18 protein-coding genes are annotated in these 15570 nt (G+C 67.2%); 13 read left to right on the top strand and 5 right to left on the bottom strand.

All coding sequences use genetic code 11. The features are described from left to right. Nucleotides 1–94: 94 nt before the first annotated feature. Nucleotides 95–1909: an LEA type 2 family protein gene (locus DPQ64_RS17550; protein WP_198662189.1), complete on the bottom strand. Its 1815-nt coding sequence runs from the start codon at nt 1907–1909 to the stop codon at nt 95–97. Between the two features lie 394 nt (nt 1910–2303). On the opposite strand from DPQ64_RS17550, the gene DPQ64_RS17545 reads away from it, so the two are divergent. From DPQ64_RS17545 to DPQ64_RS17525, 5 genes are all read left to right on the top strand, one after another. Beyond that, nucleotides 2304–3341 carry a substrate-binding domain-containing protein gene (locus tag DPQ64_RS17545; protein ID WP_115865605.1) on the top strand — a complete coding sequence of 346 codons (1038 nt, stop codon included), beginning with the start codon at nt 2304–2306 and terminating at the stop codon, nt 3339–3341. A 5-nt stretch (nt 3342–3346) separates the two neighbouring features. Next, on the top strand, nt 3347–4111 hold the full coding sequence (locus DPQ64_RS17540) for an ABC transporter permease (RefSeq protein WP_115865604.1): 765 nt from the start codon (nt 3347–3349) through the stop codon (nt 4109–4111). After that, nucleotides 4108–4953, top strand: coding sequence for an amino acid ABC transporter ATP-binding protein (locus DPQ64_RS17535; protein WP_115865603.1), 846 nt, complete (start codon nt 4108–4110; stop codon nt 4951–4953). The genes DPQ64_RS17540 and DPQ64_RS17535 overlap by 4 nt, the downstream gene beginning before the upstream one ends. Nucleotides 4954–5171: 218 nt before the next feature. Continuing rightward, nucleotides 5172–5855 carry a TOBE domain-containing protein gene (locus DPQ64_RS17530; protein ID WP_115865602.1) on the top strand — a complete coding sequence of 228 codons (684 nt, stop codon included), beginning with the start codon at nt 5172–5174 and terminating at the stop codon, nt 5853–5855. A gap of 83 nt (nt 5856–5938) precedes the next feature. Beyond that, nucleotides 5939–6391, top strand: a complete 453-nt coding sequence (locus DPQ64_RS17525; RefSeq protein ID WP_115865601.1) for a universal stress protein — start codon at nt 5939–5941, stop codon at nt 6389–6391. 314 nt (nt 6392–6705) lie between these two features. Here the strand turns inward: DPQ64_RS17525 and DPQ64_RS17520 are convergent, their stop codons facing one another. Together DPQ64_RS17520 and DPQ64_RS17515 are read right to left on the bottom strand one after the other, a co-directional pair. After that, nucleotides 6706–7233, bottom strand: coding sequence for a GNAT family N-acetyltransferase (locus tag DPQ64_RS17520; protein ID WP_115865600.1), 528 nt, complete (start codon nt 7231–7233; stop codon nt 6706–6708). Beyond that, a complete protein-coding gene (locus DPQ64_RS17515; protein WP_115865599.1) occupies nt 7230–7598 on the bottom strand; it encodes a universal stress protein in 369 nt (122 codons plus the stop codon). Before DPQ64_RS17515 ends, DPQ64_RS17520 begins: the two co-directional genes overlap by 4 nt. A gap of 102 nt (nt 7599–7700) precedes the next feature. Here DPQ64_RS17515 and DPQ64_RS17510 point away from each other — a divergent pair, with 102 nt between their 5' ends. Further along, a complete protein-coding gene (locus DPQ64_RS17510) occupies nt 7701–8498 on the top strand; it encodes a DUF5806 family protein (protein ID WP_115865598.1) in 798 nt (265 codons plus the stop codon). Nucleotides 8499–8582: 84 nt separating this feature from the next. After that, nucleotides 8583–9464 carry a hypothetical protein gene (locus DPQ64_RS17505; RefSeq protein ID WP_115865597.1) on the top strand — a complete coding sequence of 294 codons (882 nt, stop codon included), beginning with the start codon at nt 8583–8585 and terminating at the stop codon, nt 9462–9464. 29 nt (nt 9465–9493) lie between these two features. Here DPQ64_RS17505 and DPQ64_RS17500 read toward each other — a convergent pair whose 3' ends face one another. Continuing rightward, complete coding sequence (locus DPQ64_RS17500; RefSeq protein WP_232820622.1) at nt 9494–10105, bottom strand: DUF7529 family protein; 612 nt, start codon at nt 10103–10105, stop codon at nt 9494–9496. Nucleotides 10106–10383: 278 nt separating this feature from the next. Between DPQ64_RS17500 and DPQ64_RS17495 the strand changes: the two genes are divergently transcribed. The 4 genes from DPQ64_RS17495 (at nt 10384) to DPQ64_RS19385 (ending at nt 13264) form a co-directional block, all read left to right on the top strand. Further along, nucleotides 10384–11013: a DUF1684 domain-containing protein gene (locus DPQ64_RS17495; RefSeq protein ID WP_115865596.1), complete on the top strand. Its 630-nt coding sequence runs from the start codon at nt 10384–10386 to the stop codon at nt 11011–11013. A 93-nt stretch (nt 11014–11106) separates the two neighbouring features. Then, the gene (locus DPQ64_RS17490) at nt 11107–12114 is read left to right on the top strand and encodes a sodium:calcium antiporter (RefSeq protein ID WP_115865595.1); all 1008 of its coding nucleotides are present in this window, start codon (nt 11107–11109) and stop codon (nt 12112–12114) included. 301 nt (nt 12115–12415) lie between these two features. Beyond that, on the top strand, nt 12416–12994 hold the full coding sequence (locus DPQ64_RS17485; protein WP_115865594.1) for a peroxidase-related enzyme: 579 nt from the start codon (nt 12416–12418) through the stop codon (nt 12992–12994). Nucleotides 12995–13090: 96 nt separating this feature from the next. Then, nucleotides 13091–13264 carry a DUF7501 family protein gene (locus DPQ64_RS19385; RefSeq protein ID WP_198662188.1) on the top strand — a complete coding sequence of 58 codons (174 nt, stop codon included), beginning with the start codon at nt 13091–13093 and terminating at the stop codon, nt 13262–13264. 32 nt (nt 13265–13296) lie between these two features. Here DPQ64_RS19385 and DPQ64_RS17480 read toward each other — a convergent pair whose 3' ends face one another. Beyond that, the gene (locus DPQ64_RS17480; RefSeq protein WP_115865593.1) at nt 13297–13995 is read right to left on the bottom strand and encodes a class I SAM-dependent methyltransferase; all 699 of its coding nucleotides are present in this window, start codon (nt 13993–13995) and stop codon (nt 13297–13299) included. A gap of 124 nt (nt 13996–14119) precedes the next feature. Between DPQ64_RS17480 and DPQ64_RS17475 the strand changes: the two genes are divergently transcribed. Together DPQ64_RS17475 and DPQ64_RS17470 are read left to right on the top strand one after the other, a co-directional pair. Further along, entirely contained in the window at nt 14120–14560 is a 441-nt protein-coding gene (locus DPQ64_RS17475; protein ID WP_115865592.1) for a DUF2391 family protein, read from the top strand. 108 nt (nt 14561–14668) lie between these two features. Further along, on the top strand, nt 14669–15256 hold the full coding sequence (locus DPQ64_RS17470; RefSeq protein WP_115865591.1) for a DUF7090 family protein: 588 nt from the start codon (nt 14669–14671) through the stop codon (nt 15254–15256). Nucleotides 15257–15570 lie beyond the last annotated feature (314 nt).

The following is a 15570-nucleotide window of genomic DNA, read 5'->3' as shown; positions in this document are numbered from 1 at the left end:
CGGCGGTCGCCGACCGCCGGACTCCCGCGCCGCTCACCCTCGGCCGGCGAGAAACGAGAAGAGAGAGCCGGAGACAGCAAACGCGCCCTCAGGCCTACGACCCGCCGAAGGCGTTCGTCTCGACGGTCTGGTTGTAGCTCATCGAGTCGAGTTCGACCGTGTACTGCTGGCCCAACATCTCCACCGTGACGTAGTAGGACACCGAGAGTTCCGAGCGCTCGTCGTTCTCTAAGTGGCTGACCCACCACGCCGGAATCTGCTCGTTGTCGAGGTAGCCCGTCGCGTCCACGGTCCGGGTCGTCCCGCCAGGGATCTCCTCGCCGACGCGGGTCTCGTTGTCGGCCAGCACCACGTCGTTGGCCTCGACCTCGTAGCCGAAGCTCACGACGGTCAGCGGTCGGGAGCGCTCGTTGGTCACCTCGCCCTCGACCACCATCGGCGTCCGGTCCATCGTGGGGTCGCCCCACTCGGCGGTCGTCCCGCCCAGCGTGGCGAGGGTCCGGCCCTCGGCGGTCACCTCCTCGCCAGCGCCGTCGAACCCGGCGAGCATGTCCGTCTCGAACGTCCGGTCGTCGGCCGGGACCTCGACCGGCACCTCGGTGAAGCCGAGGTCGGCGCGAACGCTGGCGTCGGTGGTCACGTCGGTCCGCTCGCCGTTCTCGACGTGGCTGACCCACCACTCCGTGATGGTGGGGTCGCTCACCTCGCCGCCGAACGCGAGTTCGTTCCGGCCGGGAGCGAGGTCGGTTCGGGACTCGTCGTCGAGCACCGTCACGTCGTTGAGGTCGACCCGGTAGTCGGCGTCGAGCGAGACGTCGCCGAGCGCCGAGTCGGCGTCGTTGGGGTTGTTCACGACGACCTGGTTCGAGAACTGCGTGCCAGAGTCGGTCGCGGTCCAGTCGCGCTCGACCGACTCGACCGTCGGCGGCTCGAAGTCGACCGCGTTCTCGGAGTCGAGTGCGGTGGTCTGGGCCCCGCCGCCGCCGAGGATGTCGGTCTCGAACTCGACGCGCTGGCTCATGAACTCCAGCGGGATGCGCTGGGTCCCCTCGTCGGTCTCGGCGACCGCGAACACCTGCACGTCGAGGACGGTCCGCTCGTCGTTCCGGAGGTGGCTGACCCACCACTCGTCGAGCTTCGAGTTGTCCATCGTCGAGTCGATCTCGATGGTGCCCTCGGAGTTGGCTCCGACCTCGACGCCGCCGTCAGTGGTGCCGTTCGCCACCTCGAGGTCGTTCATCGACACTCGATAGCCGAGCGTGGAGAAGCGCACCGGCGCGTCGTTGGGGTTCTCGACCGTCGCGGAAAACGAGAGCGGCGTCTCGCTCTCGGTCGCCCGGCCCCACGAGGCGTCGGTCTCGCTCACGGTCAGCAGGGTTCGACCGCCGGCCTCGACTGACTGGGCTTCGGTGCTGTCGAACGACGAGAGCATGTCGGTCGCGAACGTCCGGTCCTGCGACGGCAGGCTCCGCGAGACGAACGGTGCCTCGACGCTCGGTTGGACCGAGACGGTCGTGCGCTCGCCGTTGTTGATGTGGCTGGCCCACCACGCCGGGATCTTCCCGTTGTCGATGTGCGTGTCGAGCGTCAGTTCGTTCTGGCCCGAGGAGAGGCTCAACCCGTCGCTCGACCCGGACGCGACCGCCACGTCGTTCATCGCCACGTCGTAGGAGACGTCCACGACGCCGGGGACGCCGAACCCGTTGGGGTTGTTCACGACGACGTTTGTTCGGATGCCCGTGCGCTCGTCGGTCACCTCGCCCCACTCGTTGTCTATCGATTCGACCGTGGGCGGTTCGACGCTCACGACGCCGGTGGTGAGCGCCGCCCCGATCCCTGCAGTCGTGACGACCATCCCCGCGAAGAGGACGGCGACGACCTTTCCCGCAGTGGAGCCGAGGATGCTCACTTCGGCCCACCTCGCTGTTCGCGTGCCATATCGGAAGGATGCCATGCCATCCGTAAGTAGTTTTCTCGCCGTCGAGACGACGAAAGGTTGGCAGTTGGCGCGGGATGACGGGACGACCGGACGACCGGACGGGCGACGCGGGACGACGAAGTGTTTGGAATCGAAGCCTTCGGAATCGAAGCCTTCGGAATCGAATCCTTCGGAATCGGAACTGGCGGAATCAGAGAAGTCGGAATCGGAGCGGTCCGCCGCAAATGCGCGGCGGCCCGCTCCGATTCCGAAACCACCCTCGTCGCTGCCGTTCTGTTCCGCTTCTCGACGGTTCGTAACTCGTTCCGGTTTCGCGGAGAGGGAAACAGTTATTGCCCTCTCGCGGGTCGTTGTTCCCACAACGATGCAACGCCGGAGATTCATTCAGGCGACCGGGAGCGGGGCCGTGCTCGGACTGGCTGGCTGTACCGGACAGGACGAGCAGGCGGATCCGACCTCGGAGACCGATCCCACGTCGGCCACCGAACTGAACGACGAGACGAACCAGCAGTCGGGGCAGGTCGGCGACGGTGAGCTGGTGCTGGCGACCACGACCAGCACGTACGACACCGGACTCCTCGACGAGTTGAACCCCATCTTCGAGGAGAACTACGGCATCACCATCAAGACGCTCCCGAAGGGCACCGGCGCGTCCATCCGGACCGCCCGCGACGGCGACGCCGACGTCATCCTCGTCCACGCTCGCGGGGCGGAAGACGAGTTCATGCAGGACGGCTACGGCGTCAACCGCCGGGACGTGATGTTCAACGACTTCGTCGTCGTCGGTCCGGAGGACGACCCCGCCGGCATCAACGGGATGGGGAGCGCGACCGAGGCGTTCAACACGATAGCCAGCGAGGGCGCGACGTTCGTCTCGCGGGGCGACGACTCGGGGACGAACAAGAAGGAACTCATCATCTGGGACGAAGCGGGAACCGACCCGAGCGGGCAGTGGTACCGCGAGATCGGCAAGGGGATGGGCGACACGCTGGTGCAGGCGAACCAGACGGGTGCGTACACGCTCGCCGACCGGGGCACCTTCCTCTCGATGCAGACCGAGATCGATCTCGGCATCCACGTTCAGGGACCACTCAAGGACGGTCCGGTCATCCTCAAGAACCCCTACGGCGTGATGGCAGTCAATCCCGCGCAGTACGACGACGTGAACTACGAGGCCGCGATGGCCTACATCGGCTTCCTCACGAGCCCGCAGGGCCAGTCGACCATCGAGAACTACACCGCCAACGGCTCGCAGCTGTTCTTCCCGAACGCGCTCTCGGCGGAGCCCGACTTCGCGCAGTACGTGCCGCAGGGCTACTCGGCCGAGGCCGCTGAGTCGCTGTCGACTGCCGACAAGCGGTACCTTCATTGGGTGGAGACCCGCGTTCCGAACACGTACTGACTCAGATGCTCGACCCTGCCGCCCTCCTCCAGTTCGGTCAGGCACTCGCGCTACAGCCCGGACCGGCGACACTGCAGGGGTTCCAGCTTCCCGAGGGCGGTTGGACCTACGTCGTCAGCATCGTGATCGTCTCCCTACAGGTCAGTCTCACGGCGGTCGCGCTCAGCACGCTCGCCAGCCTGCCGGTCGCGCTCGCCATCGGGTTCACCGACTTCCCGGGCAAGCGCCTCGTCACCGCGGTCATCAACACCGGCATGGGGTTCCCGAGCGTCGTCGTCGGGCTGGTCGTGCTCATGCTCCTCTCGAACAGCGGGCCGTTCGGCGACCTCGGACTGGCGTTCACCCCGGAGGCGATGATCGTCTCGCAGTTCGTATTGGCAGTGCCGGTCGTCACGAGTATCAGCCTCTCGGCGGTCGAGAGCGTCGAACAGCCGGTCCGCGACGCCGCCTACGCGATGGGTGGCACCAAGCGCGACGTGGGCCTCGTCGTGATCAAGGAGGCCCGGTACGGCATCGTGACCGCAGTTCTGGCGGGGTTCGGCCGCGCCATCAGCGAGGTCGGCTCCATCCTCATCGTCGGCGGCAACATCGTGTTCAGCGACGGCCAGTCGTACACCCGGACGCTCACGACCGCCATCACCGTCGAGGCCCGGCAGGGCCGCTACGAGGTGGGGCTCGTACTCGGCGTGGTCCTGCTCGCGCTCGTGCTCGTGGTGAACGCGGTCGGGTCGTGGCTCCGGGACAAGGGCCGCGGGGAGGGGTCGGTGTGACCCTCCGCGCGACCGACGTGTCGATGGCGTTCGACGGCGACGAGGTGCTGGAGAACGTCTCGCTCGAAGCTTCCCCTGGCGAGATCGTCACGCTGGTCGGCCCCTCTGGAACGGGCAAGACGACCCTGCTCCGCCTGCTCGCGCTGTTCGAGCGACCGGACGCCGGCACCGTCTCGTGGGACGGCGAAGACGCGTGGGCGCTGGGCGAGGACGAACGGCTCTCGGTACGCCGCCGTCTCAGCATGGCGTTCCAGGAGCCGAGCCTGTTCAACGCGCCCGTGGCCCGGAACGTCGCGTACGGACTGCGAGTCCGGCAGGGATGGGCCAGCCGCGCCCGGTCCGCGCTCGGCCGACTCGTCGGTCCCGACACCGGTCCACCGGAGGCGGTCGCGGCCGCGCTGGAGCGAGTCGGCCTCGGCGACAAGCGCGACCAGAACGCGCTGTCGCTGTCGGGCGGCGAGGCCCAGCGCGTCGCGTTCGCGCGGGCGCTGGCGGTCGAACCGGAGATCCTGCTGCTCGACGAACCCACGTCGAACCTCGACCCGCGCAACACCGCCGTGCTGGAGGAGGCCATCCTCGACGCCGCCGAGGACGGCGTCGGCGTCGTGGTCGCGACCCACGACATGCATCAGGCCGAGCGCATCTCGGACCGCGTCGTCTTCCTCCTCGACGGCGAGACGGTCGAGTCCGGGCCGCCAGAGCGAATCTTCGACGACCCGGACGACCCGCGGACTCGCCGGTTCGTCCGCGGCGAACTCCTGTACGACGCGGACGAGGTGGACGAGGGTTCGACCGAACAGAACTCGCCGGGAAGCGGCCGAGTCTCGTCGCAAAGCGAGTGAACCAGCGAGCGTTCGCACGCCTTCGAGTCTTCCTGCTCCGATGGCTCGACAACCACCTGCTCGGACCGCTTCGAGGGTCACCTCCCTCGGCGGACTGCAAGGGCGATGTGTGCTCGCGGGCCGAGGGCTTTCGAGGACGTGATTCTATTCGCGTGATTTACGAACGCGGACTTCTCCCCGACACAACGACTTTGACCCGCGCCCGCCATTCGAGCCACATGGACGCGGGATTCGAGGCCCACCTCCGAGCCGACGGGGTGCGGTTCGACGCCGACGACGCCGAACTCCTCCGGACCATCGACGCCGAGGGGTCGCTCAATCGCGCGGCGGACGCGCTCGGGCGGTCGTACTCCCGGGCACTCGAACGACTGACGGAGCTGGAGGATGCGGTCGGCCCGCTCGTGGTCCGCCAGCGGGGCGGCTCCGGTGGCGGCGGGAGCGAACTCACCGACGAAGCCCGGGACCTGCTCGCGCGCTTCGAGCGCCTCCGCGCGGAGTTCACCGGCACTGCAGAGGTCGAGGAGACGGTGCTGTCGGGGCGAGTCGTCGACCGCGAGGGCGAACTGGCGACCGTGGCGACCGACGCCGGGCAGGTGCGCGCGCTGGCTCCCGACGGCGAGGCGGTGGAGGTTGCGATCCGCGCGGACGCCGTGACGCTCCACGCGCCGGCCGACGCCCCGGACGCGGCGGCAACCAGCGCGCGGAACCGGTTTGCGGGGACCGTCACCGCGATGGACCGGGGCGAGGCAGTCGCGCGCGTCCTCGTGGACGTGGGCGCGCCCGACCCGCTGGCGGCGCTGGTCACCGCGTCCAGCGTCGAGAAACTCGACCTCGGCGAGGGCGCGGAGGTGGTCGCCTCGTTCAAAGCGACCGCGACTCGGGCGAGTCCGCGCGAAGCGTGATCCGCGCGAGTCGTGATCGAACGGTGGTCGACGCCGCGACCGTGAAGCGAGGATTTTTGCCGACCCGTCGCGCAGGTGGGCACATGACCGAACCGCTCGAAGTGGACACCGTGCTCGTTCCGGTCGACGGGAGCGACGAGTCCGTAGAGGCCGTCGAGTACGCCGCGGCCGTCGCCGAGCAGTACGGAGCCGAGGTCCACGCGCTGTACGTTCTCGGCGAGGAGATCGTCCGCGGTATCGAGGGCGGAGCCGTCGACGAGGACGACGTGCTCGCGGACACCGAGACGTTCATGGACACCGTGCGCGACCTCGCCGAGGAGTACGGCGTGGCGGTCTCGACCTCGAACGCCTACGGCTTCTCGACCACCAGAAAGACCCAGCATCCCGGAAGCGCAGTGCTCGACACCGCCGAGGACGTGGACGCCGACTTCCTCGTCATCCCGCGCGAACCGCTCAGCGGCGAACCCGGCGAGGTGCTGGAGAAGGCCGCCGAGTACGTGCTGTTGTACGCGAGCCAGCCCGTGCTGTCGGTGTGAACCCGTCGTTCAGGCGCTTTCCTCGCTCTCGTCGAGAGAGCACTCAGGAACGTCAGTGTCGCATCGAACAGTTCCGGGCGTACTTGCGACGCAGAAAGTACGATTCCGACGAGGAGTATCGTCACTCGAACCGTCCGGACCGCCTTCGAATCAACGTTCCGGACGATTTCTAATTGGGCTTCCAGCACCGCTCTCGCGTTCTCGTACGTCACCGCCCGTCGCTCGCCTTCGTCGTGGAGGGCCATCCCGGGACCCACCTTGTCCCGCCCTCCGATTTAAAAGTGTGTCCGGAAACCCGAAGCTCCAGTGCGCTCTCAGAGCCGAAGCGACATCTCGATCTCGAAGCTCTCGGAACCGGCGGTCTCGAAGCCCACCGACTCGTAGAGGTTCACCGCGGCGTGGTTCCAGCGCTCGACGGTTAGCCACACCTTCTCCACGTCGTTTGCCCGGCCGTGGCCCAGCAGTGCCTGGATGAGCTTCGAGCCGATGCCGGCGCGCTGGTAGTCCTGGTGGACGAAGATAGCGAGTTCGTACGCCTCGCCGTCGGGGACGAGCGTGGCGTGGCCCACCGGCTCGCCGCCGTGCCACGCCACCACGTTCAGCCCGTCGAGCAGGACTTCGAGCCAGTCCCGGATGCGTGACTCCGTGGCGGGCGGGATACCCTGCGCGCGGTCGGCGGGGTCGAAGTCGGCGTACATCGCCACGACCGCTTCGAAGGTCTCGTCGTCGTCCTCGTACGGCCGGATCTCGATCGCCCTGCCTTCGCGGTCCTCGAACGACACCGGCGGCTCCGGGAACGACCCCGCCGGCTCGTCGGGGTAGGGGCGCTCGTCTCGGGTCATCGGACGAGCGTAACGGTCACCGGGGAGTTCAGCAGCACGAACTCCGAAATGTGACCGAGCTGGATCTTGCCCATCGGGCTGCGCTGACCGCCGCCGAGCACGAGCTGGTCGAACCCCTCGCGCTCGGCGAGGTCGACGAGTCGGCTCCCCGGGTCGCCGGTGACCCGGCGGACCTCCGCCGTGAACTCCGCGGCGGTCAGCACCTCGTCGATTCGCGACCGGATGTCGTCGACCTCGCGGTCGCTCTCCGGGTTGTCGAGGACCGCGATGGTGAGCTCGTCGCCAGCCGCCTGCGCGCGTTCGACCGTGCGTTCGAGCGCGCGCAACGAGTCGTCGCTTCCGCCGATGCCGAGCAGGACGTTCATACCCGACCATCCGTGCGCGGGTGCAAAATAGTTGCGTGGCGCTCGACAGCCCGAACCACGGATAGACGACACGCTTTTCCACCTTCACTCGTAAGCCCGACCATGGCAGACGACCGACCGCGTCCGACCGAAACAGACCAGGACGCCGACGACGAAACGCCTCGCGAGCCGGAACCAAACAGCGAGGTCAGACCGACTGCGGACGCCGTTTCCGAGGGGGACGACGGGGACGATGGGGTTCTCGAAGGAGACGAAGACGAGAGCGAGACTGCTGAAGAAACCGAGACCTCCGAGCCCAGCGAGACCGACGAGCCAACGGAGACGCAGGAAGGCCCGGAGACGCCAGAGGTGACCGTCCCCGAGGACGTGCGCAAGTACGAGCGATTCAAGAAGATGGACGGCGCGCAGTACGACCGGGTCAACGAGTTCCTGCGCGAGCGCACCTACATCACCGCCCGCGAGTGGGCCATCGCCCGACTCTGCGCGGACTTCCGGACCGAGACGGGCGTCGAGATGACCAAGATCGGCGAGAATCTGCCCGAGCTCATCCCGTTCATGACCGACACGTACACGCCACAGGCGGTCAATCAGGCCCGCTCGTCGTTCGAGGGAAAGGTCCGGCAGGCCGGAGCGACCTTCCTCTACGGCGCGATGTCGGGGTTCTTCACCGCCGAGGAGCTCGACGACATGATGTACGAGGTGACCGAGGTGGCGAAGTTCCTGCTCGAAGTCGAGGGCGTCGATCTCTCGGTCGAGGAGGAACTCGCGGCCGAGGACCGCATCTCGGGCGTGATGCGCGACGTTCGCTCGGCGAGCGAGGAACTCCGCCACGACGAACTGGAGTGTCCGAACTGCGGCACGGAGTTGGAGGCTGCCGAAGCCGACGCTGCCGACGACTGACGAAGAAGTCGGAACGCCGGCTGCTTCTACGACTGTTCGCGTGCGACGCTCGCTTATTTGGTCCTCCGGCGTCATCTCCCGGTCGTGACCGAGCGTCGCGCGGTCGAATTGGACGGTTCCACGGACGAATCCGGAGGTCCCGCCGTCGAGTGGCGACACGACGCGAGGGACTCGCGAGCGCTCCGGGTCCTCGCGCACGGCTTCGTTGCGGCGCTGGGCGGCCCGCTGGTGCTTCTCGGCGGTGTGCTACTGCTCGCGCTGCCCGACAGCCTCTCGGGCGCGGACCCCCGGATTCTCGCGTTGATTGCGCTGCTGGCGCTGGTCGGCGGGCCGTTCTCGCTGCTGTACCTCTGGCCGATGCTGGTCGAAGCCGAGCAGCGCCCGAGCCCCGGTCCCTTCGGTGCGGATCGACTCCCGTGGACGGTCAGGAGTACCGCGGCAGCGACGCTCGCCGGTGCTGCGCTGTTCGGCGGCCTCACCCTCGCGGGGATACCGGGCGATGCCCTGTTCGGACTCGCGGTCGCGCTCCTCTTCTCGCCCGTGCTCGTGAACCTATTCTCGACGGTCGGTCGGATCGAGGGTGACCGGCTGGTCTGCAACGGGCAGGAGGTGGCACTGGCGCACGTGAGCGACGTCCGGTCGGTCCGCGTCGACGAGGTGGTCGTCTGCTGGCTCTCGTACGCTCGTGGGACCGGACTGCTCGTTCCGCGATTTCTGACCGTCTCTCCGGAGGCGGCCGACGCGGTGCTCGCGGCGCTCGAACGTGGCGTCGAGAATGCCTCGCCGGAGTCCCGAAAACCGGACCGAGCGGTCCGAGTCGTCGTCTGCGGAGCGGGGTTGCTTTTCGTCGGCGTCGGCGTGGTAGCAGTGCAGGCCGTCGACGATCCAGTTATCGGCGCGTACTTCGGCGGCGTGCTCGGACTGGTCGGGGCCGTCCTCTGCGTCGTCGGCTGGCGGGGCGTCTGAAACGGCTCGGAGCTCTCCCGCGTCCGATCTTACTCCGCGTCCGACCCAGTCGGCGGGCCGAAGTTCTCCGGCTCGTCGTGGGTGAACTCGATGCGCTCGTTGGTCAGCGTCCGGATGTAGGTCCGCATCTCGCCGGCGCGCTCGGCGGCGGTCAGCATCGGTTGCGCGTTCGACGGGTCGTAGTACGCGGGGTAGAACACCGCGACCTCGGCGTCGTGGTCCTCCATCGCGACCACCAGCAGGACGAGCCCCTCGCCGGTCGCCCGGTAGGCCTCGTAGGCGTCGAAGCTCACGTCGTCCTCCAGATGGGCTTCGACCGCGTCGAACTCGTTGTTCGGTACCAGCACGTCGAGGCCGAACATGTCGCTCTCGTCGTCGGGCGTCAGCGTGGTCACGTCGCCGGGATGGAGCTGGAGCGTCTCCCAGCCCGCCTCCTCGTACTCGGCGGCCGTGGCCTCCATGTCCGCGATGATGTCGTCCCAGAACTCCATCGCCCGGACGTGCGTGCCGGGCATACCGCCGGCTCCCTGAGCACCCGCGGCAGGGTCGGCTTCGAGGAGTTCCTCCAGGTCGTCCGCGTCGACATCCTCGGGAACCTCGCCGTCACCCGCAGATTCGTCCTCCTCGGCGTCCTCGCTCATGGTTGCAGAGGCGTCCTTACAGGGTAAAAGTCTTGGTACTCGGGGTCTCGGCGGAGTGGCTCCGTCGGCGCGTTTCGTGGAGTTTCGTGTTCCGTCGGCTGTCGTCCTTCGTGCCTCACTGACCTTCTACCCCGGCGTGCGTTTGGGCACGGCGAGGTCGGGTGCTAGCACTCTCCCTAGGCTCAAGCAGAAGCTAGCTCGGTGCCGCCGAGAATCACGAACTCCCCCGTTCCGAATCGATGCCAAGCGTTACCCGGCGCGAACGAGTACGACCGCGCATGAGCGACGCCGAGGACCCCTCAACCGATTCCGCGGAGTTCGACCCCGAGGAGTGGCGCGAACAGCTCCACTCGCATCGCGCCGAGAAGGACGACTTTCTCGCCGAACACCAGCAGTCGCCCATCCCGCCCGAGGAGCGCGAGGAGTTCGACGGCCTCGACTACTTCGAACCGGACCCCGACTACCGGGTCACCGCGACGATGACGGTCCACGACCGGCCCGAACCGGTCGAGATGGACGTGAACGCCGGCGCGCCCCAGCGGTACCTCCGGGTCGCCACGCTCGACTTCGAACTCGACGGCGAGACGCGACGCACCTCGGGAGAATCGAGCGGGGAGCAACGCGACCCGCGAGACGGCGAGAAGTACGAACTCGCAGCCTATCAGCGAGAGGGTGGCGACGGGCTGTTCGTCCCCTTCCGGGACAAGACCACAGGCCAGCAGACCTACGAGCGCGGTCGATACATGGAGTTCGAGACCCAGGGCGAACTGGAGGACGGCGACGAGCTGGTGCTGGACTTCAACCTCGCGTACTCGCCGTTCTGCGCCTACAGCGAGACGTTCGCCTGTGCGCTTCCGCCCGAGGAGAACTGGCTAGAGACCGAGATCCGCGCGGGCGAGAAGGCGTAGCGCAGACGTGACGGCGTAGCGCAGGCGAGTCGTAACGCAGCCAGCGACGGCAGACCACCAGTATCTTGAGCGACCCCCGATACTGTCCACGTAATGAGTCCCGTCCTCGGGTATCTCCTGCTGGCCGTCGTGGCGACAGGCGTCATCTGGAAGGGGAGCGAACTCCTCGAACGCTCCGCGGAGCGGCTCAGCAAGCACTACGGCCTGCCGGTCGCGGTCCACGGGGCGGTCGTCGTCGCCATCGGATCGAGCTTCCCGGAGCTCAGTTCGGTCGTCATCAGCACGCTCCTCCACGGCGAGTTCGAACTCGGCGTCGGGGCGATCGTCGGCAGCGCGATATTCAACCTGCTGGTCATCCCGGCGCTGGCCGCGCTCGCCAGCGAAACGCTCGAAGCCACCCGGGACATCGTCCACAAGGACGCCCAGTTCTACATCATCAGCGTACTCGTGCTGTTCATCACGTTCGCGCTCGGGGCTACCTACGTCCCCGGCGGAACGAACTCGGCGGCCATCCTCACGCCCGCGCTGGTCCTCATGCCGCTGGCCACCTACGGCGTGTACGTCTTCCTCCAGTATCAGGACACCAGAGACTACGTGCCGACCGCCGACGTGGACGTGAACATCGGCCGCGAGTGGGCCGTGCTCGCGGTGTCGCTCGTCCTCATCGCCGTCGGCGTCGAGGGCATCGTCCGGTCCGCGCTCGGGTTCGGCCGGATATTCGACACGCCGAGCTTCCTGTGGGGGCTGACGGTCATCGCCGCCGCGACGAGCCTTCCGGACGCGTTCGTCAGCATCAACGCCGCGAAGAACGACGAGAGCGTCACCAGTCTGACGAACGTCCTCGGGAGCAACACGTTCAACCTGCTGGTCGCCATCCCGGTCGGCGTCATCCTCGGCGGGTCGGCCACCGTCAACTTCCTCGTTGCCATCCCGATGATGGGGTTTCTCGCCTTCGCGACCCTCGTGTTCGTCGTCGTCACCCGGACGCACCTCGAACTCACCGACTACGAGGCGTACGGGCTGCTCGCGCTCTACGTCTGCTTCCTCGCGTGGATGACACTCGAAAGCACGGGCGTCATCGAGACGGTCCGAGGGATTTGAGCGGAGCCGTAGGTCAATAGTGGTCGTAGTCAAACAGACGTGACTCCCCTCCCAGTTTCGGCTGGTGAATCAATCGGTGTCCCTGGCGGACTGAAAGGGCGAGGCGCGCTCGCGCAACGCGTGGTCGCCTCAGCGCGGCTCTATTTCGCGGGCGCAGTTCTGCGTCCGCGAAATATCCCGCTGAGCGACCGCGAGCGCGCCGAGGGCTTTCGAAGACGACCCGCCAATTTCAGCTGCAAATCTTCACACCACTAACACCCGAGGCCGAACTCTCAAGGGCGAACTCGACCAACGAACCACCATGGCAGACGACCCGATGACCAACTTTCCGGTGCCGGACGTAGAGGACTTGCCCGAGGACCTCCGCGAGCGCATCGCGGAGGAGACCGAGCAGGCGGGGTTCACGCCGAACGTGTTCCGCGCGTACGGCTACAAGCCGAGCCACTTCCGGCCGTTCTTCCAGTACCACGACGCGCTGGTCGAGGACACCCCGCTCGACCGCGAGGAGGTCGAGATGATCGTCGTGACGGTCAGCGGGGTCAACGACTGTCTGTACTGCGTGGTGGCCCACGGCGCGCTCTGTCGGTTCTACAGCGAGCGCCCGAAGCTGTCCGACCAGCTCGCGACCAACCACCGCGCCGCGGAGCTCTCGGAGCGCCGCCGGGCGATGCTCGACTTCGCGGTGAAGCTGACCGAGGAGCCGGGGAGCGTGACCGAGGCCGATCTGGAGGCGCTGGGCGAGGTCGGCATGACCGACGAGGAGATCTGGGACGTGGGGAGCGTGACCTCCTTTTTCAATTTGAGCAATCGGATGTCCACGTTGGCGGACATGCGCCCGAACGAGGAGTTCTACACGTTCGCGCGGGGGATGGAGGACTGAGAGCGCGACTCGAATATAAGGCCCATATTAACACATTCGAGCCACCTAAGCTGTATTGCGGTTAGATTTATACGCTATCGCGTCGGCGTCTCGACCATGACGACCGCAACCTGGAACGACCCGAACCACTGCCCGTTCTGCGAGACCGAACTCGAAACGCCCGCCGCTGGCTTCGTCGATCACATCGGGGACAATCCGGACTGCGAAGCCGGGTTCGAGAACTGGCGGAGCCACGTCGCCGGTGACGTGCCGGGCGGCTGGAGCGGGTAGAAGCGTTACTCGCAGAGCGGCGTCTTTTCGATTCAGGCCGCGACGCCGACCGTCAGCAGCGTCCCGAGTTCCCGGTACCGCTCCACCATGTCCTCGCGCGTTTCCCAGCTATCGGTCGGGAACTCGCTCGCGTCCGGAATCTCCGTCTCGCGGTCCGGCACGTTGTCCTGTTCGGCGACGTACAGGCCCGCGTCGCGGAACGCCTCGCGGTACTCCGCCGCCGACCAGCGGGTCATCTCCACGTCGATGTTGTCCTGCCACGCGTGGGAGTGGACGTTCTCCTCGTAGTAGTTCACGGCGCAGAAGAACGTGCCGCCGGGCCGGAGGACGCGGGCGATCTCTCGAAGGGTCTGATGGGGGTCGTTGGCGTAGTAGAACGCCTCCATGGTGAACACGTGGTCGACGCTGTCGTCGGCGAACGGCAGGTAGTCGAAGTCGCCGACGAGGAAGCCGACCTGCGAGTCGTCTGCGTCGTCGCCGTTCCGGGTGTACTCCCGGGCGTTGCGCACCATCTCCGGCGAGCCGTCGAGGCCGTAGGCCCGGCCCGCGCCCTTTGTGGCCCGGAGCGCGCGAGCGGCGTACCCGCTCCCGGTGCCGAGGTCGAGAACCGTCTCGCCGGACTCGACCGGCATCCGGGCCAGCACGTACTTCGCGGTGTGCCAGTGGCGGTCCTCCATCCCCTTGTCGCGGCCCTCGGTCGCCCAGTCGTCGAACTCCTCGCGGACACTCATGGGCGGGGGAAGGGAGGCGAGCGGTAAAACCGGTTCGGAGTCGGAAGACCCGGAGTCAGTCGCGACTGCCGACGACTGACCCCGCAGCGAGGGCCTTTTACCTCTCGGGTGTGTCCCCTCGCGCATGGTCGGGTCGAAAAAGCGCTACGCGGTCGCCGACTCCGCCCAGCAGGTCGTCGGCGGCTTCCTGCTGGCGGGGCCGTTCGTCGTCACCGAGGAGGTCTGGGGGCTCGCCAGCGACATGACCACGCTACAGTCGCTCTCGACCGTCCTCATCGTCTTCATCATCGGCTACGGCGCACTGTACAAGGCCGACGACGACCGCGACCCCGACCGCGAGTCCGAGGTCGTGGGCGTTCCGACCCGCTTCGTCTCGCTGATGCTGGTGTCGTTCGGCTCGGTTGCGATCCTCTCGCTGGCGTTCGGCGCGCCAGACACCTTCCTCGGGGACACGTTCGTCGACGGCGAGCCCTCGATGGAGACGGTGGCGATCACGCTCCGGGCCATCAGCGTCGGCGCGGTGTTCAGCGTGGTCGGGGCGGCGACCGCCGACAGCGTGTTCTGATTCGGGGGACCGTCGCGGCTCGTCCTCGTGCTTCGGCGCTCGCCCCGGCTCGTTCGCGGCGGCGCTTCACCCGCATTCTTAAGGTCGCTCGCTGTATGACCAGTGAGTATGGATTATCAGCTCGCCATCGAGAACGCCCCAGACGCGGTACCCGGTGGAACCGGTATCCTCCTCCTGCACCCCAGCACCGGCGAGACAGACCGCATCGACACCGACTTCCTAAAGACCGACACCGACCGCTTCCTCGTCATTTCGACCCGGACCACGGCCCGCGAGGTCAAGCAGAAGCTCGACCACTACGACGTCGACGAGGAGCAGGCCGAGATCCTCGACACCCTGAGCATCGAGCGGGGCTACTCCCGCCGGAGCACCGACGACGTCCACTACGTCTCCTCGCCCGCCGATCTGGAGGGCGTCCTCGAAGTCACCCGGGACTTCCTCGAACGCACCGAGGGCAAGCGCCGCATCAGCCTCGACTCCATCACGGAGATGGCCTACTACGCGGACGAGGGTCGCGTCCGCGACGTGGTGACCGAACTGCTCGACCTGCTCGACGAGCACGAGGCCGTGGGGCTGTTCCACCTCTCGAAGGGCGTCCACGACGAGGAGCAGGTCGAGCAGTTCCTCGGCCCCTTCGACGCCATCGTGGACCTCGACCGCGACGGGAACGTCGACAGCGACTTCGACCGGCTTTGAGGTGTCGACTTTCTCGACTCGTCTCCCTCGAACTCGTCTTCTCTACGTGTCTTGCACTTGGACCTGATCGATAGTTTCCGACTAGAGGATTCTCCAACTTCATGCGTGGACTTATCCTCTCTACTCGGGCGCGCGCTGCGCGGCGCACGGGAGCGCCGCCCCCCCCCCCCCCCCCGCCAGAGTGGACGAGTCGAAGGTCAAAGCAAAAACCTAGTTCGGGCCTCTCCATCCTACTACTCGGGCTACCGTTCGCAAGCGAGCGGTTCGGAGAACCCGAGCGCAGCGATTCGCCGCGAGGGAGCGCAGCAACCGAG

It is taken from the genome of Halorussus litoreus, assembly GCF_003382685.1.
Classification (GTDB): domain Archaea; phylum Halobacteriota; class Halobacteria; order Halobacteriales; family Haladaptataceae; genus Halorussus; species Halorussus litoreus.
This window is presented reverse-complemented; position numbering and strand designations above follow the sequence as displayed.